Origin of the sequence: Idiomarina aminovorans, from assembly GCF_023155095.1 — a bacterium.
Classification (GTDB): Bacteria; Pseudomonadota; Gammaproteobacteria; order Enterobacterales; family Alteromonadaceae; genus Idiomarina; species Idiomarina aminovorans.
Map to the genome: position 1 here is coordinate 474236 of NZ_JAKNDA010000001.1, position 25823 is coordinate 500058.

Below are 25823 nucleotides of genomic sequence, written 5' to 3' on the forward strand. Positions count from 1 at the left end.
AGGCATTAAATGCCTCCGTCTTTGTTTGTTCAGCTAAGTATAAAACTTAACGGAAGCCTTTACGGCGTAACGCGTTAGTACTGAAGTCATCACGGCTTGGCGAAATATCCCATTCCATGTATGGGGTTTCTTCATTGCCTAAGCCTAAAGAAATATAACGACCAGAGTTCAAGTCATACAGCGCTTCTGCAGCCATCCATGGAACGTCCTGATTATAGAACTGAGTATTCAGTGCTTCACCCACACGCCATAATTCACCACGTCCATCATAGTGGTCAACAAGTGAAGCCGTCCAGGTGTCTTCATCCAGGTACATGGTACGCTTAGAGTAGATATGGCGCTCGCCGTCTTTCAGGGTGCCTTCAACAACCCAGACACGGTGTTTCTCATAGCGGATTAAATCCTGGTTCATATGACCGGCTTTAATAATCTCGTCATAATTGAGCTCAGGATCCATGATTTTGAAGTTGTTGTAAGGAATGTAAACTTCTTCTTTACCTTTTAACTCCCAGGTGTATTTATCGGGAGCACCATTATACATATCCAGGTTGTCAGAGGTGCGTAAGCCATCAGCAGCAGTACCCGGTCCGTCGTAAGATACGTTAGGCGCACGTCGGACACGGCGCTGACCTGCGTTGTATATCCACGCACGGCGGCCTTCTTTTACCTGGTTAATGGTTTCATGAACAAGCAATACCGTACCGGTTAGCCGGGAAGGCGCTTCAACTTCCTGCATAAAATAAAACAGAACATTGTCATCAGCTTCCTGACGGCCCGTTTCAAGGTATTCCGGGAATACCAGTGTTTCTTTTAATTCAACGGTGTTGTAGTTGCCGTTTGAGAGAACCGGGAATTGAGCAACATTACGAGTGACAGCACCGCCACGGTAGCGCGTAATGTGGTTCCATACGGCCTCTAAACCATTTTGAGGGATAGGGAAAGCAATTGTTGTGTCAAAATTATCCAGTCCATAACCACCGGCGACCATTTCGGCCTGCTCTGCATTTGACTTGATTTTTGGCCACAACTCGTCCGGGTAAGTCGCTGAACGACGGGTTGGGTACACGATCATCTTATAGTCCGAATATTTTTCGAACATTGCTATTTGACCTTCACTCAAGTGTTCTTTGTGTTTATCTAGGTTGTCGTGAGTGATGGTAAATAGAGGTTTATCGTCAGCAAATGGGTCATTACCGCGAACAACTTCAACCGAGTGATCGGAGTAACCACCATCCCATGCCGGAATCGATCCATCAGCGTTTGCTGCTTTTTCAGCACCAATAGGCGTTAAGTCCTGACCCAGCCTTGCGGCTTCTTCTGGTGATACTTTAGCCGCAACGCTTGCGGAGATCACCGATATGGCAAATACGCCAGCTTTTAGCATCAGTTTATTCATTATAATTTTCCTTGTTGTTCTATTTTCCAACATCACTTTGCCAGAGGACTGACCTCTCAAGCAATACTTTAACGAAAAAAAGCACGAATTTAACGAAAAAAGGTTTTCAAATAATCTTGAGCTTATACAATCCTATGACATTTTTTGTACCAAGGAGGTTCCATGCGCTTGTCTTTAAGCCCGTTAGGGGTATTGTTGGGGGCTATTTTTAGCACCACCGTGCTTGCACAGGAAGTCGACACATCAACAATGACTGATTACGACGTAATCAGTGCACCAGCATTGTCATCAGACAAAATTAAAAGTGAAGTCCTTATTGAGGTGACAACCGTTGGGCCTCGCATGGTGGCAGTAGGAGCGCATGGCAATATTCTCTGGAAAGAAGAGAGCGATTGGCAGCAGGCAAAGGTAGACACCAGTGTATTACTAACCAGTGTTGCCTTTTCTGACCCTGAGAACGGCTGGGCTACTGGACATCACGGTGTCATTATAAATACAGACGATGGCGGTAAAACCTGGAAGCGTCAGCTTGATGGATATGAACTGATGCAGCTTGAAAAGAGCTACTTTGAGAATCGCATATCGAATTTACAGGAAGAAGTAGAATCCACAAATGATGATGAAGCCATTGCTGAGCTCGAATTTCAGATTGAAGAGCTACAATTTCAAATCAGTAATATTGAAGTAGCTGAAGAAGAAGGTCCAAGTAAACCGTTTTTAGATCTCTACGTTAAGAACAGTAAAACGCTTTGGGCAATAGGCGCATACGGTACTTTTTTGAAAACTGAAAATGGTGGCGACAGTTGGCAAGTTATTTCAGGCGAACTGGAAAATCCCGGTGGTTACCATCTAAACACAATTTTTGGCCGGGGTGATAACCTCTATATAGTGGGTGAAGCTGGTTTGGCCTTTGCAAGTTATGATGGCGGTATCAACTGGCAGACTTTAAATTCACCGTATCGCGGTTCTCTTTTTGGCGGGCATCTTGATGCGGCCGGCAATATCTGGATGTATGGTTTGCGCGGAAACGCCTATGTGTCTGACGATAAAGGCCAGAGCTTCACTACCATTAATACCGGTACAACCGTTAATTTGTCCGCGGGGACCAGCACTGCGGCGGGAACTCAACTGATGGTTGGACATTCAGGAACGATTCTTGAAGTTGACGAGCAGCTTAATGTTAAGAATAAAACGCACCCTAGCGGTTCGGTTATGACTGATGTTATAGAAGTTACTGAAGGCGAATGGATTATGACGGGCCGCAGTGGCTTACTCCACTGGCCAGCAAAAATCACCGGGGAAGCAGCATTAGCAAAGCAACAAGGAGCGCAGTAAATGGATAATCCGAATGCGAATAAATCAGCAGGTTTGCTGGAGAAATTATTATTCACGGTACGGGCTCCCTGGCTAATTGTCTTCCTGTTACTGACTTTATTTTTGGGCTATCACGCATCGCAGGTTCGACCCGATGCCAGCCTGACAAAAATGATCCCGACCAATCATCCTTTTATTCAAAATTATTTTGATTATCAGGATGACTTAGCCAGTCTGGGTAATGTTGTGAGGGTTGCTGTTGAAAATAAAGAAGGCGATATTTTTGAAGCTGACTTTCAGCAGAAGTTACAAGAAATTACCGATGAAATCTTTTTTATTCCCGGTGTAAACCGCTCAGGGCTTCGCAGTTTGTGGACGCCTAACGTTCGCTGGATGGAAGTTACGGAAGAAGGTTTTGTTGGCGGTCCCGTTATTCCGGATGGTTATGATGGTAGTGAAAACTCCCTTGAGAAGTTAAGAACTAACGTTCTGCGATCCGGCGAAGTAGGCAACTTGGTCGCTAACAATTTTGAATCAACCATTGTTTATATTCCGCTTGATGAGATTAACCCTGAAACTGGCGAAAAGCTGAATTATCAAGAGTTTTCCGAGAAACTGGAAACTCTGGTTCGTGATAAATACCAGAGCGATAAAATTGATATTCATATGACCGGCTTTGCCAAGCTTATTGGTGATCTTATTGAAGGGGCTGAACAAGTCGGTCTGTTCTTTCTGTTGGCCATCGGCATTACTTTGATCATGCTTTATTTCTACAGCCGTTGCTGGCGTAGTACCTTTATGGTACTGAGTTGCTCAATTATCGCGGTTATCTGGCAGCTGGGAATTATTGAGCTCATAGGCAGTGGTATCAATCCGTACTCTATGTTGGTTCCCTTCCTTGTGTTTGCCATAGGGGTGTCACATGGCGTGCAAATTATTAATGCTATTGGTATCAACCGTGTCGCAGGTATGGATAAGGTGGCCGCGGCGCGCACTGCATTCAGAGGGCTCTATATTGCCGGTTTAACAGCCTTAGCCAGTGACGCCATAGGTTTCACGACGTTAATGGTCATAGACATAGAGGTCATTAAAGAACTGGCAATTGCCGCAAGTATTGGTGTTGCGGTAGTGGTACTGACTAATCTTGGTTTGCTGCCTATTCTGATGTCTTACCTTGGCATATCCGGTAAAGGGGTTGCTTACCAGAAGAAAATTGAAGGCGAACGCCATCCTTTATTCGACTTCTTTGCGAAATTTACTCAGCCAAAGTGGGCATACTCCGCCTTAGTTGTCGCGCTTGTGATGCTGGGCTGGGGCTTGGTTAACAGCCAAAATATGGCAATAGGGGACCTGGACAAAGGCGCGCCCGAACTTCGGCCTGACAGTCGTTACAATCAGGACAACGCGTTCATTGTAGACAACTACAGTTCCAGTACCGATATTTTCGTGGTAATGGCGGCATCGGCTCCAGAACAGTGTATTGCTTATGACAACCTTGAGACCATGGAGCGCTTTAGCTGGCATATGGAAAACACCAGCGGCGTTCAGGACGTTAAGTCGGTGGTTTATGTATCCAAAATGGGTATGTTTGGTATTAATGAAGGTAATCTCAAGTGGTTTAGTTTAAATCGTAACCAGTACGTTATTAACGCTTCGTTAAGCCGTATTCCTGATGGCTTGATTAACAATGACTGTTCAATGGCACCGGTAATTATCTATCTGGATGACCATAAAGCGGAAACGCTTAAAAATGTTGTTACAGCAGTCAATCAGTTTAATCAGAACTATCAGCAGGAAGGCTTAGAACTGTTAATGGCGGCCGGTAATTCAGGCATTGAAGCTGCTACCAACTCAGTTATAGAGGCGGCTCAGAATAAGATGCTGCTGTGGGTCTATGGCGTGGTTATTGTGTTGTGTTTTATCACTTTCCGCAGCTTGCGAACCGTAGCCTGTATTGTGTTGCCGCTGGCCTTTACCACGGTGATGAGTCAGGGCTTAATGGCGGTGCTGGGTATTGGCATTAAAGTCGCGACATTGCCTGTTATTGCGCTTGGGGTAGGTATTGGTGTCGACTACGGCATTTATATTTACAGTAAAGTAAAAGAGGGCTTGCAGCAGGGTATGTCACTGCATGACACTTACAAGTATTCACTGGACAATACCGGTAAGGCCGTTGGCTTTACAGGATTAACCCTGGCCATTGGCGTCGCCACCTGGATATTCTCGCCGATTAAATTCCAGGCGGATATGGGTATTCTGCTGACCTTTATGTTCCTTTGGAATATGCTGGGCGCGTTGATATTAATTCCGGCACTGGCGCGTTTATTCAGAGTAGGAAATAAAAAGGCGTAACCCCTTATTTAAACCCTAATCCGTTAATCTATCAGGCGTCGGCTTTTATTAAGTCGGCGCCTTTTTCTGCTATAACGATAGTGGCACCGTTGGTGTTGCCACTGATGACTTTCGGCATAATAGAGGCGTCCACTACTCGCAGTTTCTCCACACCCCGTACTTTTAAATCTGGAGAGACAACCGCTTCAGAGTCGTTGTCTGGTCCCATTTTGCATGTGCCTACCGGGTGATAGATGAGCCCGCTTCTCGATTTAATTTGCTCCAGAAGTTGAGCGTCGCTCGTGTCGATTGTGGGACATATGAATCCGCCATTGTGCGAACTTAAAGCGGGTTGGTTTAGTATTTGAATCGCTTTCTTAACGCCATTAAGTAAAGCTTCTTGATCCTTTGGGTTACTTAAAAAACCGTAAGTGATTCGTGGCTTACTCAGCGGTTTGTCAGGGTTTAAACTTACCTCGCCGCGTGACTCAGGGCGTAACAGGCATACATGGCAGGTGAAACCGTGCTTTAACGTTGGCCTCCAGTCATAGCCACTGTCGTTAAACATAACGGGTAATAAATGGATTTGAATATCGGGCTCATTAACCGCACTTGACGAGCGGTAGAAAGCGCCTACCTCCGCAATTGAATGCGCCAGCTGACCTTTTCTTGTCAGCCAGTACTTTACAAACGGTACGGACAGCTTAATAAGGTTCCAGGGTGTCAGCGTCAGGCCATCTTTGGCTTTGTTTTTACAATGGATACTAATATCGACATGTTCTTGCAAATTTTTGCCAACCGCCGCGTTCTCATGAACCAGAGGGATCTTTGCTTTTGCCAGATCTGAAGCCGGACCTATACCCGACCTATACCCGACCGCAGTAATATCTGCGGTGAATTAAAGGCGCCGGCACACAGCAGTACCTCTTTTTTTGCGTTGGCAGTATAGCGTTGACCCGCTTGCTGATAGCAAACACCGGTTGCTGTTTTGTCTGAAAATATCACCCGTTCGGTCAGGCAACCGGACAGCAGGGTTAAGTTTGGGCGCTCCAGTGCAAGCTTAAGGTAAGCGTGGTAGGCACTGCATCGCCGGCCATTTTTTATTGTAAACTGGAAAGGTCCATGGCCTTCCAGGCGGGAACCGTTAAAGTCTGGGTTAGCGGGTAAACCGTACTCGTCACAGGCTTCTAAAAAACGGCGCGACACCGGGTAGTAAGGGGAGACATCGGATACGGCTAAAGGTCCGCTGTCGCCGTGGTAATTTGAGCGTCCACGGCTGTTGTTTTCACTTTTTATAAAATAGGGCAGCAGGTCATTATAGCCCCAGCCATGGTTGCCTTGCTCAGCCCAGGCATTGTAGTCACTGGGAAGGCCGCGGGTATAAATCATGGCATTAATACCACTGCTGCCGCCCAGCATTTTACCTCTGGGCGTATAACAGCCTTTCGCATTGGTCAGCTGTGGTTCTTTTTCGCTCCGGTACAGCCAGTTGAACTTGCGGCTGTGCATAAAGCGGGCAAAGCCTGAGGGCATATCAGAGAACAGCCCACCGTGTGAAACGCCGGCCTCAAGTAATAAAACCGTGTAACGACCGCATTCGGTTAATCTGCTTGCAAGAGCGCAGCCGGCAGAGCCGGCACCGACTATAATGTAATCAAATGACCCTGCAGAATTAGAGTGACGCGGCGTAGTCATACAGTGACTTTAATAAGCGCAGTTTATGCGTATCTTCCTGATGCCGAACGGCTAAGTCTTCCAGTTTTAGGGCGAAATCATCGGCTGATAACATGCCCTCAGGTGGCTGAAGTAACCGTTGCTGGCAGAACTGACGCCATTGATTCAACTCTTTGTCAGTCAACGTAGAAGGGTAGTTCCTCGCCCGGTAACGCAGTAATAATTGCGCCATGCGCTTGTCCTGAAAGTCCAGTTCCAGTCCGGCCAGCGGTTGCGGCTCCGACGTGCGAATGATTTCCATATGCTTCTTATCCTGAGGCGAGAAAAAGCCGTCGTATATCTGATGATCTACATCGGCTCTGGGTGCAAACTCTTTGGTTTGTTCGAAAACTTGCATTAGCTTGTCACGAAAATCACTGTTTTCCTGCAGCCACTTAGCGTTTGTCTCTATGGCGGCTGTATCCAGCGTCGCGTTGTTAGCCGCTTCTGCCGAAATCGTTTTTATGGGAGCTAAAAACGGACAGCGGCCCAGGTAGATGTTCTGTAATCCGCTTTTTGTCAGGCCTTGCTCTTCCAGTTCCCGGCGGCTGGTGTAGGTTAACGCCGTTAATTCTTCAACTGTTTTGTCAGCAAAATCCATGGGAGGCACACGTAAGTCCCAGGCGATAACGTTACTATTCTGCTTAGGGTGAAAGCCTAGCGGTAAAATAGCGGATAAATAACGATTGACCGTACCGTAAAAGCCACTGACATGCGCTAACGGCTCGGGGGCCTGCCAGTTGAATAAATCCAAAAGCTTTTGTTTGCGCCGAATACTGTAGGCCCACTGCCACAGTTTGGGCTGCTTTTCACTGATAAGTTTAGCCAGCCCAATGGTGGCGTATACGTCTGACATGGCGTCGTGAGCCTTGCCATGTTCAATGTTGTTGGCCACACTCAAATGTTCCAGCTTTAAACTCGGTTGTCCGTCAGCATTGTCCGGCCAGTTAATACCTTCCGGGCGCAGGGCGAAGCAGGCACGAACCACATCAATTAAATCCCAGCGCGAATTACCATTTTGCCAACTGTATTCATAAGGGTCGTAAAAATTGCGATAGAACAACAGCCGGGTGACTTCGTCATCAAAGCGAATATTGTTGTATCCAATAATGGTGGTATTGGGCTGCTGAAATTCGTCGGCTATGGCTTTGCTGAACGCCGCTTCGCTAATGCCTTGCTTCATAGCCAATTGTGGTGTTATGCCGGTAATTAAGGTGGCTTCCGGGTTTGGCAAAAAGTCCGGTGTTGGCTGAGCGTAAAGCGTTAATGGCCGGCCGATAACATTAAAGTCAGTATCGGTACGCAACCCGGCAAACTGTGCAGGGCGATCCACTAGCGGATTAGCGCCCCATGTCTCGTAATCGTGCCAGTAAAAGGTCGGCTGATTCTCTTGTTCGTTTTTAGTGTCTGAATATGGCTGCATGTCTCATGTCGCTTGGCTTTTACTGTGTTTATCTGTGTCGCTAGTTGTTTGCTTATTTCTCTGGTTTTCTTCTATTGCAAAATTCTATACGCTACTAGCGTGCTATAAATTGATGCCTGCGTGCTATTTTGGATATTTATGCTTACAGACAGACAACTAAAGAGCTGGACCAAGAATCCTCCGGAGAAAACTCAAGAGATTTCAGTTGGCAATCGCCTTTATGCCAGGGTAACGGATAAGGGCACTATTTCTTTTCAATTTCGCTATCGTATTGGTGGCCGCAACACACGCATTACGCTTGGCTCATACCCCTTGCTGGCACTCAAAGCAGCTAGAGATGAGGCTACACGATTGTCTGTAGTGCTGCAAGAAGGCGGCGATCCCAAAGTCGCTGCCCGTTCACGCTACTCCGGTGGCGAATGGACGCTCGATAAATGCATTGATGAATGGCTGAATAAGCACGTAGCACGCAAACTGAAGGATAGCACGCGGGTGAACTACTCGAGTATCGCTGAGAAGCATTTAAAAGGTCGCTATTCGATCCCTGTTGAGCGTATCCGGATGGATGAATGGCTAAGCCTATTTGACGGCATTGCTGAAAAGACGTCTCCTTATAATGCCGGAGTGGTTCTCAAGGTCACAAAACGCGCCCTGGGTTGGTGTATGCGCCGCGAGCTTATTAATCAGCCAACGGTTATGAATCTAGAGGTGAGTACAGTGGGTACAAGCAATAGTCGAAGGGATCGAACTCTTGAGCTTCATGAAGTAGGCCTTATTTGGATGGCCATTGAAAATACGAAGCTGTCTCTGGCCGTAAGAAACAGCATTAAACTATTACTTCTCACTGGCGCAAGGAACTCAGAAGTGCGTGAGGCGAAGTGGAATGAGTTCGATTTTGACAACCGAATTTGGACGCTGCCAAAAGAAAGAAGTAAATCGGGTGTCGCGATTCGAAGAGCTCTAACCGATGAGATGCTCCAGTTAATCAACGCTATGAAGTCAGCCCCAAGCCCAACTTATGTTTTTGGCTCAATGGATAATGACTTTAAAAAGCCCATAACAACTCATGCAATACAGCGGGCAGTTCGCCGCTTAAGAGCCAAGTTGAAGATGGATGACTGGCGTGTTCATGACTTCAGACGGTCGCTAGCAACACGACTATCAGAGAAGGGTATTCAGCCTCATATCGTTGAGAAGATTTTAGGTCACAGCCTTGGCGGTGTTTTAGCTGTTTACAACCGCCATGACTGGATAGATAAGCAACACGAAGCTTACGATACCTGGTATCAACTAGTGACAGATGCAGCAGAGAAAGCCGCTCAAAGAGTGGTTCAAGTTTAAAATAAAAATTGACAGGTGTAGCCTGTGGGCTACAATATAAATTATGAAGTACAAGGTTAGGAAGTCGGATCCATTCGATGAATGGATGAGCCAACTGAAAGATCGAAAAGCCATGATGGCAATAGCAAAGCGTATAACGCGAGCTATAAGTGGTAACTTCGGAGACAGTCGGGGGGGGTTGGCGATGGTCTATCTGAAATGCGAATTTTCGTTGGTAAAGGCTACCGAGTCTATTACACGGTACGAAATAACCAAGTAATATTTTTGCTTTACGGTGGCCATAAAGGAACACAAAGTAAAGATATTGAGAAAGCCAAAGAATTATTGAAAGAACTGGAGTAGCAGTTATGGCATTACATACAACTGAATTTAATCCATTTGACTATATGGAAACGCAAGATGAAGTAGAGACGTTCTTGCAAGAGTGCCTTGCTGACGACGATCCAAATACATTCATCGAAGCACTTGGTATGCTAGTTAAAAAACACGGCGTTACTGATGTATCAGAAGCTTCTGGCTTGAACCGTGAAAGTCTATACAAATCACTGAGAGGTACAACTAAACCTCGCTGGGATACCATATTTAAAGTGATGAAGGCGTTGAACTTTAACTTTAGTACACACCACGCCGCTTAAGCTATTATAGTGCTGATTTAGAGTCAGCCCTATCCATCACTGCAGCCCAGCAAATTTCCTGACTTCTTTGGCCGGGTATAGAAACCGTTTGCCTGTGCCAGGTATTGGCTCGGGAAAGCGGTCATGATTCTGCGTAACCCGGCAAAATGTTGAGCGTGAAATGCGAAGTAGGTTGCAGACTTCTTTCACTGTCATAACCTCAATGTCGCGGTTGTCTTGTACTGTTTGTTGCATCATATTTACCTCTTTAGTAAAAGTCAAAACGGAATGTCGTCGTCAAAGTCATCACCCGGGCTAAAGGGCTCAGGTTCTTTTCGTCTAGGGCTTTGCTGGCCTGACGGCATGCTGCTTCCTAAGCCGCTGCGCTGTGGTTGCGGTGCCGGGGCTGGACTAGCTGGCGCATTGCCACTTTGGTTGTCGTTGCGGCCATCGAGCATTTGCATTTCGTTGACCACCACTTCAGTGGTATAACGCTCGATGTTGTCCTGGCCAGTCCATTTGCGAGTCTGCAGACGCCCCTCAACGTAGACTTTCGAACCTTTCTTTAAATACTCTCCGGCAATTTCTGCCAGCCGGCGATAGGCTACGCATCGATGCCATTCAGTCTGCTCGCGAGGCTCGCCGGTTTGTTTATCTTTCCAGGACTCACTTGTCGCAATTGACAGGTTGGCAATGGGAGTGCTGTTCTGCGTGTAGCGAACATCAGGGTCTGCACCCAAATTACCAATCAAAATAACTTTATTAACGCCTCTGCTGGCCATTATGCGAATCCTCGTGCGTTGAGCCTTTCCCAGTCACTGGCACAGTCTTTATCGCACCAGCGACGCGCATTATTCAGAGTTTCACCACAGTTAAGGCAATGGCCGGTTGGCTTAGGTCCTTGTTTTTTCGCTCGAGCATCTTTAACGGCGAGCCCAGCCAGGTACTCTGCAGTTGCGTTTGCGTTATCTACTAAATCACTCATAAATCACCAAAGTATTGTTCTATTTGTTATCGCTTAACTGATTCAGCTTGCGAAAGTCGATTTCTTTAATGTGCTCAACAGCCTCAGCCACGTCGTTTAATTTCTTGAATGCCCGGTTGAAGTTGGACATTGATATACCATTGATAATGGCTGCTGAACTCTCAGTAGCGCCCTTAACCAAGTGATCGTATAAAGCTGCAACTACATCGTCGCTATTAATGCGTGTCAGACTTAGCAGAAGCTCGAAGCGCCGCTCAGATTGAGAGCCGATGAAAAGGTATTTCATGACTCCTCCTTTGACTGAGTGCGATGCCTGCTTATGGCAGAGCGGAGCATTGCTATTCCAATGATGTTAGGGCGGACGTCAGGCTCTATTTCGCCTAGTGGTCTCTCCCAGCGATTTATAATGGCGTGAGCACCGCGGTCGATCAGCGTCAGGTTTTCGATACCGCAGTTCTCTTTGTCCCCATCAAGGAACCGAATGAACTTACCTTTTGGAATGGATCCGTTGTGTTGTTCCCATACCAGGCGATGAACAAAAGCCCATTGATTGGGTTCCGCAGTCTTTACTTTCCGGTAGCCGTCTCTATCAATCACTTCGGTTCCAACTGGTTGGTGGTTGTGGGGAACGTTTCCTTTCCGGAACTGAGTTAGGGTAGAGCGGCCACCAGCCTGCCAACCCTTAATACCTTTATTAGCTGGCTCGCGGCCTTTTTCAAAACAGCCCGTACGACCTGAACGTATTTTGTGGTTCCGAGTAAAGCACCTAAGTTGCATTTCTGTTTTGTTGGTGCCGAAATGCTGATTAAACTCACGAGTCATTTCTTCCAGACTCATTTGTTTGTAAGCAATTTCAACCCACTGCTTTTGCTCCTGGGTAAACGATCGCAATTTGCCTTTATTCAGTTCACCAGTTTTCCGACCGCAGGTAATGCTGTGATTTTTCAAGGCCGCTTTTACTTGAGCCTGCGACTTATTAAGACCGAAAGCTGCGTTGAAAAGGCGGGCGGTTTTAGCCACACCGTATTCAACATAGGTCTCACGCAGGAAATTAATGTGGTGCTGTTGATAGATGAATCTAGCCATCGTTTTTAACCCCCAGCATCTCCGGAGAGTTCTCAATTAAACCATCTGCACGCATGCGCTCAGCTTTAAGGCATACCTCAGCATTCTTAACGATGGTCATAGAAACCTTAGAGACCGCATCAGCACGCTTCAGCTCCTGGTTAAGTTCTTCCTCTTTCAGGTCTTCATCACTTAACCGTTCAAGCTGGGCGAAAAGGTGGTTGTGTAAGTCCATCATTTTGTTTTTCATGATCGTCACCTCACGCCGCGTTACGGGTTGTTGACTTCTGAGCACGATAGGAGGTTTGTAAGGCCTCATAATCCGCTTCACTCAGATAATTACGGTCTTTAGCCATGCATATTTCCTTGCCTGCGTCCTCCAGGTCACGCTTGTTAGTGGAGTCAGCAATTTTATCGATAAGGAAGTTAGCCAGTGACGAAATGGCACTGTCACTGCTTTGGTGCATCTTCATGCCGGCTATCCATAATGTGGCTTTGCCCTGGGACACGTTAAACTGATAGGCCACAGCCTGAATAATTTCATTATCCGTTGGCGTATGGTCACCCCGAATAGGGTTACTTGAGGTAACCGGGTTAGGGCGTTCCTCGGCAGGCGCTTCTTCGTGCTCACGCTGCTCGGACTTTTGCTTTTCTTTCTGTTTGGCTTCCTCCGCTTCCTTATGCTCAGCTAAACGGGACTTCACCATAGCTCTGAAGCTCTCTGAATCTTTCAGTAGTAACTGGTGAAAATCAGGGAATAGGAACTTCACATCGTCACTTGCAAGTTCGGAGTAAATAAACTTGTTCTCACGTAGGGTGTGGAACCAGTCCTTTGCTGCAATCTTCGCTTTAGCAAGTTCGTCATCAACGGCATTCTGTAAGCTGTCGACAGTTTTCTTACCCTTCATGGCAGAGCCGAAATCAGGCGTGACGTCAGGTATGAGATTTTCCTCTAGCTTTTCATTCAGGCCGTCTACATAGATTTGTAGCTTCTCGCAAGCGTTGGCTCTCAGTTCAGCACGTATCTCATCTTTGCGTGACTTAACCAGTTTATCGAGCTTCAGGCGTTTGCCGCGCAGCTGCTCTTTCAGCTCATCGATGGTATTGAATAATTCATCAATACTATGCGTTTGTGCCAGAGCATGTTTCTTGGCCGTTTCGAGCTCGTCCTCGGCTTTTTTGCAGAACTTAACCAGCTCTTCGGCGTTCGCAAAGTCCTGGTCTGTTTGTAAGTCCGTGCTGATACTTTTAACGAAGGCGAGGGCGGTTTCCTTGTAAGTAGCCAGGTTGCTGCTCTTAACTTCGCCATCAACACTTATCATCAATGTTGGTAACTGGTTCGGCTTTTCGGCAACAACTTCTTCTTTTGCCGGGGCCGGCTCAAACTCAGCCAAATCAGCTTTGAACTGCTCCCAGCCTTTAATCAGTTTATTGCGGCGCCCACGAATAGGCGTGTACCACATATATTCGAAGTTCTCTTTAGTACCATCCGATACCACAAAGATGACCTTCTCGGCTTCATCAGCAACCATCAGCTGGTGCTCTAACTGCCAGTAGTATTCAGCTGGTAGTTTTTCGTTGCGTACCGCTTCAGCCAGCGACTCGTTCCACATTTTATGCTCGAACAGAACATCACCCATCATGGTCATGCCGTCGAACGATGCCAGGTAAACACCGTCTTCGGTTTCACCGGTAGTGGGGTACAGCTCTTCGCCAATGATTTCTTCAACGATAGGGCGCGCAGCGGCCTCCATTTCGTGGCCTTTATCGAACAGGAACTTCTGTACGTACTCACTGACTTCTTTTTCGGTACCCAGTGACTTGGCTTTCAGCAGCTCGTTGCGTGACATCTTCTTAGTCGCTGACATCATTGCTGGTGCTTCTGACGCAGTCATTCGTGTAGCACGCGCCGCATCCCACTCGGGCGAACCCTGAACTAAATTTAAAATTTTCATGATCACTCGTCTCCCTGTGCTGGTTGCTCATTGTCTTCGGCTGGCTGACTCTCAACCGCCTTGATTTGTGCTTGCTGCTCATCCGTCAGGTCAGCTTTAGAGCTCACCATGTCGATGATTTGCTGAGCTGTGCGCTTGCGTGACTCGATCGCTTTTCGCCATTGCGGAAAGTTTTTCTTAAAGTCAGCGTCGGGGTAAGCTTCTCGCTCCGGACGACCTGCGGCGGCTTCTTCGCGGGGATTAATTTCACGCTCTGTGGCTGCCTGCTCGTGCAATTCATCAGAGCTGTAAACGCCCAAGATAACGTCAGGTGCATAAAGGCGGGCCCAACGCTTAACGGCGAGGTAACCCAGCTGCTGTTTGGGATCGGATGCCCACAGGGTAGAGTTACGCACCTGTGCCTGGGACAACAGTAATTCGAGTACGCGAGGTTCGTTCTCACCTTTGAGCGTTGCCCATACGTGAACACCTAAACCTTTTTCATCAGCGGCCGTCCATGCTGGCGCCTGGTACTGATTGCCTTTTTGAGATGTCTTGGTCTGGAAGTTGCCAATAACCTTTGTCCAGTCGCCGAACCACTCGTAGTGGAACGAGTCCTTAACTTTGGTAGAGGAGCAGACAACGGCGTTAACCAGCTGTGCTTCATAACCTAGGGTTCCGCTGACAACGTGTGTCTTTTGCGCAACCGCAAACGGGTTCATGCGCCACTGTGCCGCTTGCATGATAATCGCCATACAGTCGGCGGGATTGCCCTGCAAGTGTTGAGGTACCGTTGCCCGACCGTTGGCCATCATGTCGGCTAAACGGCTCATCTGCTCCATGGCCTGATAGTCCAGGACCATGTCGGTAGTATTGCGGTGCTCTGCTGGCGCCTGATTTTGGAATTGCGCTAATTGCTCGCTCATGCTGCACCTCCGCTAGTGAAGGCTGCGGTTACCGGCATAAGCTGCTGCAGGGTTTTGATAATGGACTTCAGGCGTTCAATGGCCAGCGGGTCGTCAAATTCGACGTTGCGAACCAATAATATGGCGTCGTCTTCTTCAACCTTGACGCGCATTGCGAATCCATCGATAAGAATTTGGCCACAGAACTGGCGCGTGCGAAGCAGGGCGGCGTGATGATTACTGACCTGTCGAATAAGGTCGTTCAATGTACTCTGACGGACGTCAGGTAATTGTTGAGCGGTATTAGCCATGTTGCTATACTCCATTTGTTGGCTGATTGGGACATTCCAATCAGTTGACTATTGGCTGACTGGATTAACCCGGTCAGTTGATTGTTGTTAGTTCGGCGCAAGCCGATTTAATAACGTTGTTTGGTTGGCAGTATCCAACGTCTCGTTGGTGATATTTGCCTCCCTAGGCTTTTCCGAGTTGCTGCTCGGTCCAGCCGAAAAACATGTTGCTTAACCCAGCTTGCTGGGTATCGCCCCGTTTAGGTTGCCGCCTGCGGGGCGTTTTCATTTCTAGCGCCTGAAAGACTTTTCATATTCTCTTTGTGTCTTTCTGTGTCGCTGTGTGTACTAATGTAGGTTATGGTAATTGAAGTGTCAAGATTAAATCTACCAAAACTTATCAAAATATTTTCCATAGTAGTTCCTGCACGATATTGTTAAGCATACTTAGCCGCTTTGTATCTCTCATGACGCTTTAGCGACTTCCAATTCTGGTCTGTGTCGGGCATTATTGAGGTGTTATTTATTTGTTACTTGCGAGGGAGTGTGAAATGCGCTTACTGGGGATAGTAGTGTTAGCAATGCTGCTAACGGGTTGTGACTTTTTCTACAAGTCCGAAATTGAATCATGTCACGACAAGGTTCACGGAAAAGCAAAGTATCAGGCTGAAATTATTTCGACTGAGGTTCGCGATAAGGGCTACACGTATGGCGAGTTTGAAAGTAACAAGATAATCATTGAAGGGCAGGCTAAGCTTCAAAACGGTTATGGAGCCTGGAGTAATTATAGCTACTCCTGCGCTGTACTCGAATCGGGAATGATATCCAAATTTGAGTTTGAAGAAGGTTACAAAGCGTTTTAATTATCTATTCAATAAAGCAGGGATATTAATTAACATGAAGACCTATGGATTACTTTTTGCTATTAGCGTAACTCTAATGTTAGCGGGCTGCGCTTCACCAACCTATAACTATGCACCAAAGACTGCCGACTTAAGCTTTCCTGAAGTGGGCTCAGTCGCAGTGGCGAGAGTTGGCGACAAAATGCTGTCACAAGGCAAGTATGTCGAATCTGAAGCAATAAAAGTGCTTGAGCAGGAGCAAATAAAGTTAGCGTATACGATTTTCCCGGGTTACTTCTTGAAGCAGGGCGAAGATGATAAGGCATCTTATTATAAAATAACCGCCGGTAACGGGGCAGGTCGAATTGAAAAATCTGCTTTAGCGGACATGCAGAAAGCCGTAATGGTTGATAAGAATGATAATGAATTCTGCGTGGTAACTTGGTTGGACACATATTCTTGCGATGATGAAGTCCGATTCGAAAAAACTATGGAAGAGGTTGTTACGCCTGATTCTTTTCAGCAAACGCTGATATATAACGGAAAGGTGGGTGATAAGATAAACGTTGGCTATCGCGAGTTTAGTTCAAACATGGTACGAGACGCCTTTCGGAACGAAGTCGAATACGACCTCTCGGAATCGAATATCATCGGATATCAGGGCGCTCAAATAGAAGTTGTCGAAGCCACTAACCAGAAGATTAAATACCGAGTTATAAGCAATTTCAATTAATATAAAAGGCGCCCGCTTGGGCGCCAGCAAGGATCACAAAGCACTGTGCGCCGGCAGGGCGGCACTGTATGCGGGTGTTAGGGGAGAGTTATTCCGGTTTGTTATTTGAGGTTGTTTCTGAGGCCATCTGCTGGGTTACAACTGCTTTCAAAGTATCTTTGCTAAGATCGTAAGCTACATTCAACATCCAGCCAGCGATACCCAAAACGATTACTAGGACTATACCAGCTGCGTACAGCTTTTTATCGACGCTCTCAAGCTTGTCACACGCCTTTTCTGTTCTGTTAAGCGTGTTCGTTTGCGCTTCCCGCAACCCTTTGATTTCAGACTCCAGGCTACCAACTGACTTTTGAAGCTCCATTATAGTTTGCAGAGTAAAGTCATGTCCGGGCTGGTGATGAGTAGGCGTGCCGGTAGCACCTGTTTGAGGTTGTTGCCTATTATCGCGGCCATGAGGATACTGTTGAGTCATGAATCAATTCCTTTGTTCATATTGACTTCAAGCCACTCCCAGGTGGACTTATCATGAAAGCCCCAGAAGTTGGTCACTGGTATAACGATAAAGCCACCGTTCTTTCCATCTGGCGAAAGCTCTTCTGCAACGCTTTTTGTCGTGCCTTTTTCTGATGTTATAAACCACTGGTCATCAGCTACTTTGTAATACTTGTCGGCAAAGTTTTCTGATATAACTTTTTCCAGCTTTTTAGGTTTATCACTTCCACACACAAGGAATACAGGCATTGAAATCCCTTCAAGTTAATTAGCCACCACCAATTTGTAGATTAGATGATACAGATAGACACAGCAAGACACAATAACCGGCGCCAGTGTTGACGCCGGCTAATTCATTTAAAAACCGCGATGCGTTCTACCGTCAAAGCTAGTGAACGGCGTTTCGTCAGTGATTTTTACGTAAGCATAGCCTTTTCGAGCCAGCATGAGTTTTACTTCTTCAGCCGCAGTCTCATAATCAACGTAGTTCTTAGCGCCGACAAGACCCGTCTGCCTGTCGGTGAAAACTACATAGTAAACTTCGCTTTGAACATCTTTCATTCTCTTAGTCCCTAATTTAGGGAGCGTTCATCCGGATAAAAAGCTGGGTGGCCAAACCCAGCCGTGCTCAAATTTTAATTAACGCGCCCCCCAATGATTCCATAAATAAATGGGGCTGGAGCGCAATCGCAAAAATAATTTCAACTTTAACAATACTTTCCGTTAAACGACGTTTTAAAGTCGCTTTTAATACCTCCAGTTGTTGAGTGGTGGAGGTATGAAACCATTTTCTAAAATTCACGCTACCGGTCGGGATTAAAACTCTTTACTAATTAAGAGCGGGTCCCTGGCCAGTAGCGCGAATGCGTGGTTATGCTATTGAAGCAAGAATGCAAATACCGATAACGATGAATGCTAAAACTACAACATTACTGCTTTTACGTTCGCGTCTGCGTTCGTGTCTTTTCATGACTGCCTCCTTCTTGTGTGTGGAAGCACTATGATGACCCATAAAATTACTAACCTTGCCGCGATTAGGTGGCTAATTTGAGGGGTAAACGCTGGCGCTAGAGCTCTATTAGTCAACATAGTTCCTCCGGTAGGTGAGTGGAGTCACTATTGTTGCGCAGGTTTCGGAGGTGTTGGGTCCATAGGTCGGGGTATTTCGAGCGACCTACGAATTTTCTTATAAAGGAACTTGAATAAGGTAGCGCAAATCAACAGTTACGCTACTAAGTGAATGACAAATTGCAGGGAGTGCTAGAAGAAGAGTGATGTTTGTTAGTATCGGTGAAGCCAATCTGGTTACCAGTTGCTCGGTTCCTTGAGCTTCATGTTGACTCATTATATTTGTGTTTAATCACATATTGGTCGCGACCTGTTTGAATTTATTCCAAGAATACAGAAATAATAAAAATGACATCGTAGTTGTGTAAACACCTAGCGCCATCACTACCGAATAAGCCTTTACACAAAATATAGTTAATTCTTTTGGGATGAACAGGACTGCTAGGAAGATCGCACATGTTGCAATTAGAAAGAGCATAGTCTGATTAAGGTTGAATATTAATTTTTGAAGCCCCCCAGTTAACCGCATGTTTCTAATAAGCCTATTTGTGTCGGAGGAAATTAATAAAGTCACTGCGCCAATCACGCACCCCAATAAAATTCCAGAGACGGTTGCGACAACTGATGATATTGGTTGAACCGCTGTTGGTTTTAGCGCAGAAATAGGCTCCCAAGCGAACCAGCAAATTAGTCCGGAGAATACTAATGAAAAAATAAAATAAGGTTTGGATTTTATCATTTCAAAACCCTAGTTGATGAGTTCTTGCCCATCTCGACCCATATATTGCTCTAAATCATCGTTGCGTTCTTCTTTGGCTTCTTCCATTGCTCGAAAAATAGAAAATGAGCTGGCGTTACGGCCGTCTACTTCTATACGCTTTTCAGCAACAACCCTATCCGCAATAAGATCAATCGGGTGGTTTATGCCGGTATCCATCTCTTCAAGCATAGCCTCGCACTTTGAGACGTCGAAGGTAGTCACAACTTCACTTAATGCACGTTTTAAACGGCTATCCAGATATTTATCTTCTGGGTTGCCACTTCTAGCGTTGCCCCGGAGCTCTAAATTTAAACTGGCCGTGTTCGAATGTGCAAGCATTTGAAAAATATTGTTGTTGAAATCGTGCTCTATACCCTCTAGCAACTCAGGGTTCCGAGGTTTTGCTATTCGCAATTTTGCATGCTTCAACATCATATTGCCTTGGGCAAGTTTTCTAATGTCGGCTGGATTTATTACCGGGTTGAGGCTACAGGTGTATTCAGGTTCAGCCAGAAGCTCACCCAATTTAGCGTTGCCGATACACATGATGTTGTTTTGTAGTATCAGCACGTTCATGTTGGAATAAAAAGTGAAGTGAGACTTTTCGAGAATATTCTCCCCTTCCTCTAACTCTAGCTCTCTTTCATCGCCACCAACGGACGCCGCTGGGGGCAAGTCAATATTTCTGTGCTTGCCGATAATTCCCTTATACCCATAGCCAGTTTCAACAATGTTGCGAACCTCGTACGTGAATTCTCCCATTTGTTTATAATATGGGCCTTGTTCTTTTAGTTGTAATATTTCAGCGAATCGGTTACCCAAAGTTTTTTCAGGCCGACCTGCGTTCGAGGTCAAGTAGGTTGAACTATAGAAATTAAATTTGTAGTTGCGATATGCCATAAAGCCTCCCTGGCTTTTTATTATTTTTATGGCTCCAATTTACCGTGTTCCAGATCCCGTGACAAGTATTTGTAGTTCTATAAAGCCCCAGTCCGCATAACCACACGTCCGGCGATCGTATACTGAGCCCACTCTCCATCACTCATCGTGGTTGCACTATGGCGGCCGCGGGAGTCGACCCACATCAGTTTGCCGGAAAAATCTTCATCAACCCGGCAGATGACAAGGCTAGTCTTGTTTTTAACCAGGGCGTAGATGCGCTGTTTGTCGCGCTCAATGTCTGTGACACTGGTATCCACCAGTAGCATATCGCCTTTCGATATCGACGGCTCCATGGATGTATCAGGCATTACTAAAGCGCCAAGGTGGCGGGGCTGAAGGTCGTACAGTTGCAGCAGCTCCTTACGAACCGGGAACAGCTGATTGTAGTTAGCTTCGCCCAGGTAATTGTCTTTCGAGACTTCGTCCAGGCGGGGGACCATAATATCCCGGTACTCCGCGTTAGACAGGTCGGTATCTTCGGGGAGTTCCCAGGCATTGGCCGGTGGGATGTACTCAGGGCCAGCGCTCTTATCGCCGTGCTCGAGCCAGTCAATGGAGACGTTAAGGGCGTCGGCTAGTTTTTTTAGGTTTCTAGTGCTTGGTTTATTAATACCTCGCTCCCAAAATGAAATGTTGTTCGCGGCAATTCCAAGCATCGAACCTACTTGACGCTGATTCAAGCCTCTTTCTTTTCGAGCTTTTTTAATTCTTAGATTCATCTTGCCGTCACTCATTATATTCCCTTACTAAAATATCTCTCAAAGCTAAGATACAAACATTTAACTTCACAATACTTTCAAATAAAGTTGACAACTTATCTTCACAAAACTTACATTAAGGCATCGAGCAGCAACTCGATTAACAAGCAACATGTATACAGGGAGTCTACAAAGTGTCACCAACAAGACGAACGTCCGATCAGGTACAAATCCACGAGCAGGGTCTGAGCAGGCCACAGGTCATACGCTATTACGTCAGCGCAGCCATTCACCGCCGGGGCCTTTTATTCAAGCAATACGTTGAAACTGTCGTGCTGAATTACAACGCAACGGTGTGGGAACGTAACCGGGAGCTGAAACCGTTTGATGTGGATTCGGTAAAGGGGTTACAGGCGGCGCATAAGCGTATTCAGCGCATTGTGCATACACCGCATGGCGAATATCCGTTGTTTATACCCAGTGAGCTGGAGGAAGCACTGGTTAAAGCCTTACCCGAGCCTGAGCGTTCAACCTGTGCCCGGGTGCTGTGTGAGCGATACGGTTTCATTCCGATGGAAAAACCCGGGGAAACAAACCGTCTGGCGGACCTCGGCAGTTTCGTTAAGGAAACGGGGGAAGCCATTCATAAACTGAGCGAAGTGCTGGCGGATAACGAGCTGAGTGAGGCGGAGTTAGCCAAAGCACATGAAACACGTTCAGAGCTGATGGATGTGGTGAGTACAGCGATGTGCCTCATCAAGCAGTTTGATGAACTGGACAGTGGCAAACGGCTATGAACCGCAACGAGTACCAGGCCTTGTTTGCTGACAGTCACATCAGTGACCGCGAACGGTCCTTGTATTTATATCTGCGTTGGCACATGGATTATGACACGGCCATCGTCGGGATTATGCGAAGGATATCGTATCAGTCGATACGTGAGCACCTTGAGTTTAATCCTGAGCGGGGGAGTCGTGAGACACCGTACTCGCCGACCAACGACCAGATAAAGCGTTTGCTGCGAAAGCTGGAGCGATATGGTTGGATAGAGCGCCAGCATAAGAACCACCTCAAAGAAAACATGGTTTTCCGGCTTGTTTACGCCTCATCGGAATCACTCCGTTCAAATGAGGAGCGCCAAGGGAGCGCCATGAGAGGTGCGCCACTATCTGCGCCACAGCAAAACCCAGTAAATACAAGGGCTGAAGATACCAACACCGCCACGATGAGCGCCAAGGGTGCGCCATGGGATGTCCGCCACACCTCTGTTACTTCCGATAAAGATCTCTCTCTAACGCGCGCGGGCGCGACGACGGGGTCTGATTTAACGTTCACCTCTGAATTTTTAAAACAGGCCAAACTTCATGGCCCGGCTCAAACCACTGCGGAAGAAATCGAAGCCATCTTCGACCACTTCCGATTCCACGCTAAACATCACAGCACCGCCAGAAGCCAACCTGACTGGCTAGCCGAATGGCGTGCCTGGATAGCAAGGGAGAAAGTCTATGCAACCAAACAACAACGCAACACCCGTAGCGGAGCTGGCGGCAACCAGCGTCCGGAAAACCCAACAGCGAAGCTCTTGCGCCAATCCAAAGAGCACTCGGAGCGACTGGCAGCAACCGGATATTACGATCAGACAGACGAATCTGATGACGATACTCAATTCTGAGCTGGTGCCAGTGCTAGGCGTCTGCTGTCACGACTTTGCTTCGCGCTTTGGTGAGTACTCAAATGACACCATGCGCATGTACGCTGAGCAGCTGATTAAAAACGAAATAGGGCGCAAAGGCCTGAGCCGGGGCATTGAGAGCCTGAAAGCCGGTAACGCACCGAGCCGCTTCACACCGACACCGGCCGAATTTGTTGAGATGTGCAAACCGTCAGCTGAGGAGCTGGGCATTCCGTCCCTGGATGACTGTATGCACGAAGTTAGAGAGTCGAAAGGGCGCTGGCGCAATGCTCAGTATCCATTCAGTCACGAGGTGTCACGACGGTTGAGCGAGCGCATCGGTTATGAGTTTTATCAGATAAGCCTGAACCAGTTCAGAAAGCGCTGCGAGACCGAATACACCCGACTGATTGAACTGGCGCGTAACGGTCAACTGGGTAGCCATGAGAACCGGCTACCACGACACGCCGAAGAGCGCAGCCGTATCGAGCAAATGGGTAAACAGCTCAGCATCAATGATGCCCGAGACGTACTGAAACGCTTTGGAATCAATCCATTTAAGCAAGATAACCAGCAAGACACTCCACCAGGAGCGGATGCAGGAAGGGGCGCGTGACACGTCGCGCTATACGGCCGTGGATGGCAGGTAGCAGCTCACCGCACTACGTGAGCAACTGACGCGGAACAACCGTGAGTAACGTGTAACAGCCGATGTGAGTAGAACGATAACTGGAAAGGCGGCGCCAGGGGCTGGAAATGCCGCCACTCTCTTAAACTCAAAAGGACCAGCAACATGTTATTACTGACCAGAAAGCCCGGTGAAACCATTAATATCGGCAATGACATAACCGTGACCGTCATCGGTGTTAAGGACAACCAGGTGAAACTTGGCGTCAATGCGCCGAATGACGTCAAAGTTTTTCGGGAAGAAATCTACCTGCGAATTCAGAACGAGAATACGCCCGATGACGCCGCTTAAACTGACACTGGCATTCCCACCAAGCGTCAATACCTATTGGCGCAATATCATCTGGCGCGGTAAGCCCCGGACGCTCATCAGCAAGAAGGGGCGCGCCTACCGTGAAGAGGTCATCTGGCAGTGTCGAGCCCAACGAGCCTGTAAAGGACTCAGTCAACCTCTGGCAGTCAACATTACCCTGAACGCTCCGAGTAACCACCGACGCGATATTGATAACTACAACAAAGCGCTACTGGATGCGCTCACACACGCCAACGTCATAACCGACGACAGCCTGATAAAACGCCTGACCGTTGAATTTGGCACCGTGACCAAAGGCGGTAATGCCCAGATAACCATTGAGCCGTACCACTGACTAAAGCAGGAGAGATGCCCCGTGACAACAACGAAAACAAACAGCGTATGGGAACAGGACTTAATCGAAATCATAGGGGAGGTTCCGTTACTCAAACTCGAAGCCCGGTTCGGTGGCTCGTATCTGCATGTTCACGTCGAGCCGAAAGACGAGGTAATTGCAGCGATAGGTCGAACAGCAGCTGCAAAACTCAGTGCCGAATGTGGTGGCCTCGATGTCTACGTGCCGACCATTCTCTGGCGTATGAGACGTAACGAAGCCATCGAGAGGGAACAAAACACGGGTAGAACAATCACTGAGCTCGCTTCAAAGTACCGGCTACACGCAAAGCATATCAAGAAGATCTTACGCGAGAGGCATGGTTACAATGTTTGAAACGGAAATGCTGTTCAGGGTTGGCGAGCAATACGGCTGGCTTGCTGCATTAGCAGTTGCGGCAGTTACTGTCATGGGGAAGGTCGTTAACCGGTGGATGGATAACCGCTACCCTCCGAAAGAAGCTAGTGAGGCTTCTGAGCTGCAATACGTTCAGGACGGCAGTTCACTCCATGAGCACCGGTTGTTCCTGGTCTGCAATTACTGGAATCGCCTTGGTATTGACCGCATTCCGTTTCCTGAAAAATACCCAATCCGCAGTGAGATGTACCGTGACATGCTGAAAATCCTTATCAGCACCATGACCGAGCATCTGGAAGCCAACATCAAAGAGCTGTCGAGCGCTGATAGTAATGCTGACTGGCAGCGCAAGGCCACCGACACGCTGAGCAAAGCCGTTGCAGACTATGAACATAAATTCCGGGACCAGGGGATACCTGAAATCGTGATTGAACGGTTTCGCTCCTGGAACGTCCCCGCGCTTGGATTTATCACCCATACCATCGGCACACTCGAAGAAAGTCAGATAGCGACCGACCACCGGTACAAGACCAGCGCCATGCTCTCGACCGTGCTAGGAGCTCTTAAAACTGCTTTTTACGATGCCGAACGCACATTGATTGGACTTAACGGCCAGTTGACCGGTCAGAACTACCGCGGCAAGGAGGTCGAGTAATGTCATACCGCCTGAGTAACAGAAGCCTTTCCAACCTTAAGCAGTGTCACCCGCAGCTTTGCATTGTCGTTACCCGCGCTATTCAAATCAGCCGGGTGGACTTCATTGTCGGTGCCGGCATACGGAGTATCGAGGAGCAGCGCGAGAACGTGCGCAAGGGTGTTTCTAAGACCATGAACAGCAAACATCTACCGCAAGAGGACGGACTGAGTCACGCCGTAGACCTCTGGCCGTGGGTGAATGGGGATATCCCCTGGGATGAATTCAGCGTGTTCCGCTGTGTGGCCGATGCCATGCTGCAGGCAGCACAAGAGCTTGATGTTGAATTGCGTTGGGGTGGTGACTGGGACCGCGACGGTGACTCCAGTGACCATGACTTTCTTGATGGACCACACTTTGAACTGGTGAGCGTATGAGCTTTTTGAGCAAGGTAACAGACTTTTTCGCAGGCGACTTAGGTGACTTAGGCGGGAAGATTGTAGATGGTATCCAAGCCTATTTCCCGCCCGACATGACACCCGAACAGAAGGCGCAGCTCGAGATAGCCATTAAAGACCAATCACATAAGCGAGAAGTTGAACTACTCACTTTGGCGGCTGAGCAGGATGAAGAATTCAACAGTCGTATTCGTGACCTCGAAGGTACTGCAAAAGACCTAACTCAGTTCGGCTGGCTCGGGCGCATTGTCGTGTTCCTGCGTGGCTGTCAGCGTCCTGTGTGGGGCGGGCTTGTCATGTACATGGATATTCAGTGGTTCAACGGTAACTGGTCAGGCTTAAGCGAGCAGCAGGAATCAGCGCTTTGGGTCATCAACATACTGGTGCTGGGCTTCCTGTTTGGTGAGCGTGCCGTGAAAAACGTCATGCCGTTTATGACCCAGTTTATGAAGCAGCGCGCGCAGAAGTAACGAGGTAACCAGA

General features: G+C 47.5%; 34 protein-coding genes. 16 read left to right on the forward strand and 18 right to left on the reverse strand.

Going from position 1 to position 25823, the window contains the following annotated elements; all coding sequences use genetic code 11:
- Window positions 1–46: 46 nt before the first annotated feature.
- Window positions 47–1396, reverse strand: coding sequence for a DUF1329 domain-containing protein (locus tag L8G48_RS02350; RefSeq protein WP_248263006.1), 1350 nt, complete (start codon window positions 1394–1396; stop codon window positions 47–49).
- A 162-nt stretch (window positions 1397–1558) separates the two neighbouring features.
- Here L8G48_RS02350 and L8G48_RS02355 point away from each other — a divergent pair, with 162 nt between their 5' ends.
- Together L8G48_RS02355 and L8G48_RS02360 are read left to right on the forward strand one after the other, a co-directional pair.
- A complete protein-coding gene (locus tag L8G48_RS02355) occupies window positions 1559–2731 on the forward strand; it encodes a WD40/YVTN/BNR-like repeat-containing protein (RefSeq protein WP_248263007.1) in 1173 nt (390 codons plus the stop codon).
- Complete coding sequence (locus tag L8G48_RS02360) at window positions 2732–5062, forward strand: efflux RND transporter permease subunit (RefSeq protein ID WP_248263008.1); 2331 nt, start codon at window positions 2732–2734, stop codon at window positions 5060–5062.
- Window positions 5063–5093: 31 nt separating this feature from the next.
- On the opposite strand, the gene L8G48_RS02365 is transcribed toward L8G48_RS02360, so the two are convergent.
- The 3 genes from L8G48_RS02365 to sbcB form a co-directional block, all read right to left on the reverse strand.
- The gene (locus L8G48_RS02365) at window positions 5094–5828 is read right to left on the reverse strand and encodes a GMC family oxidoreductase (RefSeq protein WP_248263009.1); all 735 of its coding nucleotides are present in this window, start codon (window positions 5826–5828) and stop codon (window positions 5094–5096) included.
- Between the two features lie 68 nt (window positions 5829–5896).
- Window positions 5897–6736, reverse strand: a complete 840-nt coding sequence (locus tag L8G48_RS02375) for a GMC family oxidoreductase (protein WP_248263010.1) — start codon at window positions 6734–6736, stop codon at window positions 5897–5899.
- Window positions 6714–8177 (reverse strand): exodeoxyribonuclease I, encoded by a 1464-nt coding sequence (gene sbcB / locus L8G48_RS02380; protein ID WP_248263011.1) that lies wholly within the window; start codon window positions 8175–8177, stop codon window positions 6714–6716. The genes L8G48_RS02375 and sbcB overlap by 23 nt, the downstream gene beginning before the upstream one ends.
- A 138-nt stretch (window positions 8178–8315) precedes the next feature.
- Between sbcB and L8G48_RS02385 the strand changes: the two genes are divergently transcribed.
- The 3 genes from L8G48_RS02385 to L8G48_RS02395 all read left to right on the forward strand — a co-directional run bounded on the left by L8G48_RS02385 (window position 8316) and on the right by L8G48_RS02395 (window position 10153).
- Window positions 8316–9518, forward strand: coding sequence for a tyrosine-type recombinase/integrase (locus L8G48_RS02385; protein ID WP_248263012.1), 1203 nt, complete (start codon window positions 8316–8318; stop codon window positions 9516–9518).
- Between the two features lie 198 nt (window positions 9519–9716).
- Window positions 9717–9860, forward strand: coding sequence for a type II toxin-antitoxin system RelE/ParE family toxin (locus L8G48_RS02390; protein WP_248263013.1), 144 nt, complete (start codon window positions 9717–9719; stop codon window positions 9858–9860).
- Between the two features lie 5 nt (window positions 9861–9865).
- Window positions 9866–10153 (forward strand): addiction module antidote protein, encoded by a 288-nt coding sequence (locus tag L8G48_RS02395; RefSeq protein WP_248263014.1) that lies wholly within the window; start codon window positions 9866–9868, stop codon window positions 10151–10153.
- A gap of 36 nt (window positions 10154–10189) precedes the next feature.
- On the opposite strand, the gene L8G48_RS02400 is transcribed toward L8G48_RS02395, so the two are convergent.
- From L8G48_RS02400 to L8G48_RS02440, 9 genes are read right to left on the reverse strand one after another with little or no spacing between them, the layout of a single operon-like run.
- Window positions 10190–10390 carry a helix-turn-helix transcriptional regulator gene (locus L8G48_RS02400; RefSeq protein ID WP_248263015.1) on the reverse strand — a complete coding sequence of 67 codons (201 nt, stop codon included), beginning with the start codon at window positions 10388–10390 and terminating at the stop codon, window positions 10190–10192.
- A 20-nt stretch (window positions 10391–10410) separates the two neighbouring features.
- Entirely contained in the window at window positions 10411–10914 is a 504-nt protein-coding gene (ssb, locus tag L8G48_RS02405) for a single-stranded DNA-binding protein (RefSeq protein ID WP_248263016.1), read from the reverse strand.
- Window positions 10914–11117, reverse strand: a complete 204-nt coding sequence (locus L8G48_RS02410) for a TraR/DksA C4-type zinc finger protein (protein ID WP_248263017.1) — start codon at window positions 11115–11117, stop codon at window positions 10914–10916. Before L8G48_RS02410 ends, ssb begins: the two co-directional genes overlap by 1 nt.
- Window positions 11118–11136: 19 nt before the next feature.
- Window positions 11137–11403, reverse strand: coding sequence for a PapB/FocB family fimbrial expression transcriptional regulator (locus L8G48_RS02415; protein ID WP_248263018.1), 267 nt, complete (start codon window positions 11401–11403; stop codon window positions 11137–11139).
- Window positions 11400–12203: an HNH endonuclease signature motif containing protein gene (locus L8G48_RS02420; RefSeq protein WP_248263019.1), complete on the reverse strand. Its 804-nt coding sequence runs from the start codon at window positions 12201–12203 to the stop codon at window positions 11400–11402. The genes L8G48_RS02415 and L8G48_RS02420 overlap by 4 nt, the downstream gene beginning before the upstream one ends.
- A complete protein-coding gene (locus L8G48_RS02425) occupies window positions 12196–12432 on the reverse strand; it encodes a hypothetical protein (protein ID WP_248263020.1) in 237 nt (78 codons plus the stop codon). Before L8G48_RS02425 ends, L8G48_RS02420 begins: the two co-directional genes overlap by 8 nt.
- 10 nt (window positions 12433–12442) lie before the next feature.
- Entirely contained in the window at window positions 12443–14137 is a 1695-nt protein-coding gene (locus L8G48_RS02430; RefSeq protein ID WP_248263021.1) for a YqaJ viral recombinase family protein, read from the reverse strand.
- Between the two features lie 2 nt (window positions 14138–14139).
- A complete protein-coding gene (locus L8G48_RS02435; RefSeq protein WP_248263022.1) occupies window positions 14140–15042 on the reverse strand; it encodes a RecT family recombinase in 903 nt (300 codons plus the stop codon).
- Window positions 15039–15332 (reverse strand): hypothetical protein, encoded by a 294-nt coding sequence (locus L8G48_RS02440; protein WP_248263023.1) that lies wholly within the window; start codon window positions 15330–15332, stop codon window positions 15039–15041. The genes L8G48_RS02435 and L8G48_RS02440 overlap by 4 nt, the downstream gene beginning before the upstream one ends.
- A 530-nt stretch (window positions 15333–15862) precedes the next feature.
- Between L8G48_RS02440 and L8G48_RS02445 the strand changes: the two genes are divergently transcribed.
- Window positions 15863–16174, forward strand: a complete 312-nt coding sequence (locus L8G48_RS02445) for a hypothetical protein (RefSeq protein WP_248263024.1) — start codon at window positions 15863–15865, stop codon at window positions 16172–16174.
- Window positions 16143–16886 (forward strand): YajG family lipoprotein, encoded by a 744-nt coding sequence (locus tag L8G48_RS02450; RefSeq protein WP_248263025.1) that lies wholly within the window; start codon window positions 16143–16145, stop codon window positions 16884–16886. Before L8G48_RS02445 ends, L8G48_RS02450 begins: the two co-directional genes overlap by 32 nt.
- Window positions 16887–16974: 88 nt before the next feature.
- On the opposite strand, the gene L8G48_RS02455 is transcribed toward L8G48_RS02450, so the two are convergent.
- From L8G48_RS02455 to L8G48_RS02475, 5 genes are all read right to left on the reverse strand, one after another.
- A complete protein-coding gene (locus tag L8G48_RS02455) occupies window positions 16975–17358 on the reverse strand; it encodes a hypothetical protein (RefSeq protein ID WP_248263026.1) in 384 nt (127 codons plus the stop codon).
- Window positions 17355–17627, reverse strand: a complete 273-nt coding sequence (locus L8G48_RS02460; RefSeq protein ID WP_248263027.1) for a hypothetical protein — start codon at window positions 17625–17627, stop codon at window positions 17355–17357. The genes L8G48_RS02455 and L8G48_RS02460 overlap by 4 nt, the downstream gene beginning before the upstream one ends.
- Window positions 17628–17735: 108 nt before the next feature.
- Window positions 17736–17939: a hypothetical protein gene (locus L8G48_RS02465; protein WP_248263028.1), complete on the reverse strand. Its 204-nt coding sequence runs from the start codon at window positions 17937–17939 to the stop codon at window positions 17736–17738.
- 1255 nt (window positions 17940–19194) lie between these two features.
- On the reverse strand, window positions 19195–20106 hold the full coding sequence (locus tag L8G48_RS02470) for a DUF6731 family protein (RefSeq protein WP_248263029.1): 912 nt from the start codon (window positions 20104–20106) through the stop codon (window positions 19195–19197).
- A 77-nt stretch (window positions 20107–20183) separates the two neighbouring features.
- On the reverse strand, window positions 20184–20882 hold the full coding sequence (locus L8G48_RS02475) for a helix-turn-helix domain-containing protein (protein WP_348983632.1): 699 nt from the start codon (window positions 20880–20882) through the stop codon (window positions 20184–20186).
- Window positions 20883–21040: 158 nt separating this feature from the next.
- On the opposite strand from L8G48_RS02475, the gene L8G48_RS02480 reads away from it, so the two are divergent.
- The 9 genes from L8G48_RS02480 (at window position 21041) to L8G48_RS02520 (ending at window position 25810) form a co-directional block, all read left to right on the forward strand.
- Window positions 21041–21643: a DUF8585 domain-containing protein gene (locus L8G48_RS02480; RefSeq protein ID WP_248263031.1), complete on the forward strand. Its 603-nt coding sequence runs from the start codon at window positions 21041–21043 to the stop codon at window positions 21641–21643.
- Between the two features lie 113 nt (window positions 21644–21756).
- Complete coding sequence (locus L8G48_RS02485) at window positions 21757–22518, forward strand: hypothetical protein (RefSeq protein WP_248263032.1); 762 nt, start codon at window positions 21757–21759, stop codon at window positions 22516–22518.
- Window positions 22499–23134, forward strand: coding sequence for a replication protein P (locus tag L8G48_RS02490; RefSeq protein ID WP_248263033.1), 636 nt, complete (start codon window positions 22499–22501; stop codon window positions 23132–23134). The genes L8G48_RS02485 and L8G48_RS02490 overlap by 20 nt, the downstream gene beginning before the upstream one ends.
- A 177-nt stretch (window positions 23135–23311) precedes the next feature.
- Entirely contained in the window at window positions 23312–23497 is a 186-nt protein-coding gene (gene csrA / locus L8G48_RS02495; RefSeq protein ID WP_248263034.1) for a carbon storage regulator CsrA, read from the forward strand.
- On the forward strand, window positions 23484–23852 hold the full coding sequence (locus L8G48_RS02500) for a RusA family crossover junction endodeoxyribonuclease (protein ID WP_248263035.1): 369 nt from the start codon (window positions 23484–23486) through the stop codon (window positions 23850–23852). The genes csrA and L8G48_RS02500 overlap by 14 nt, the downstream gene beginning before the upstream one ends.
- 21 nt (window positions 23853–23873) lie before the next feature.
- Window positions 23874–24227 (forward strand): Mor transcription activator family protein, encoded by a 354-nt coding sequence (locus tag L8G48_RS02505; RefSeq protein WP_248263036.1) that lies wholly within the window; start codon window positions 23874–23876, stop codon window positions 24225–24227.
- Window positions 24220–24903 carry a hypothetical protein gene (locus L8G48_RS02510; RefSeq protein ID WP_248263037.1) on the forward strand — a complete coding sequence of 228 codons (684 nt, stop codon included), beginning with the start codon at window positions 24220–24222 and terminating at the stop codon, window positions 24901–24903. The genes L8G48_RS02505 and L8G48_RS02510 overlap by 8 nt, the downstream gene beginning before the upstream one ends.
- Complete coding sequence (locus tag L8G48_RS02515) at window positions 24903–25319, forward strand: M15 family metallopeptidase (RefSeq protein ID WP_248263038.1); 417 nt, start codon at window positions 24903–24905, stop codon at window positions 25317–25319. The genes L8G48_RS02510 and L8G48_RS02515 overlap by 1 nt, the downstream gene beginning before the upstream one ends.
- A complete protein-coding gene (locus L8G48_RS02520; protein WP_248263039.1) occupies window positions 25316–25810 on the forward strand; it encodes a hypothetical protein in 495 nt (164 codons plus the stop codon). The genes L8G48_RS02515 and L8G48_RS02520 overlap by 4 nt, the downstream gene beginning before the upstream one ends.
- The last annotated feature ends 13 nt before the right edge of the window (window positions 25811–25823 follow it).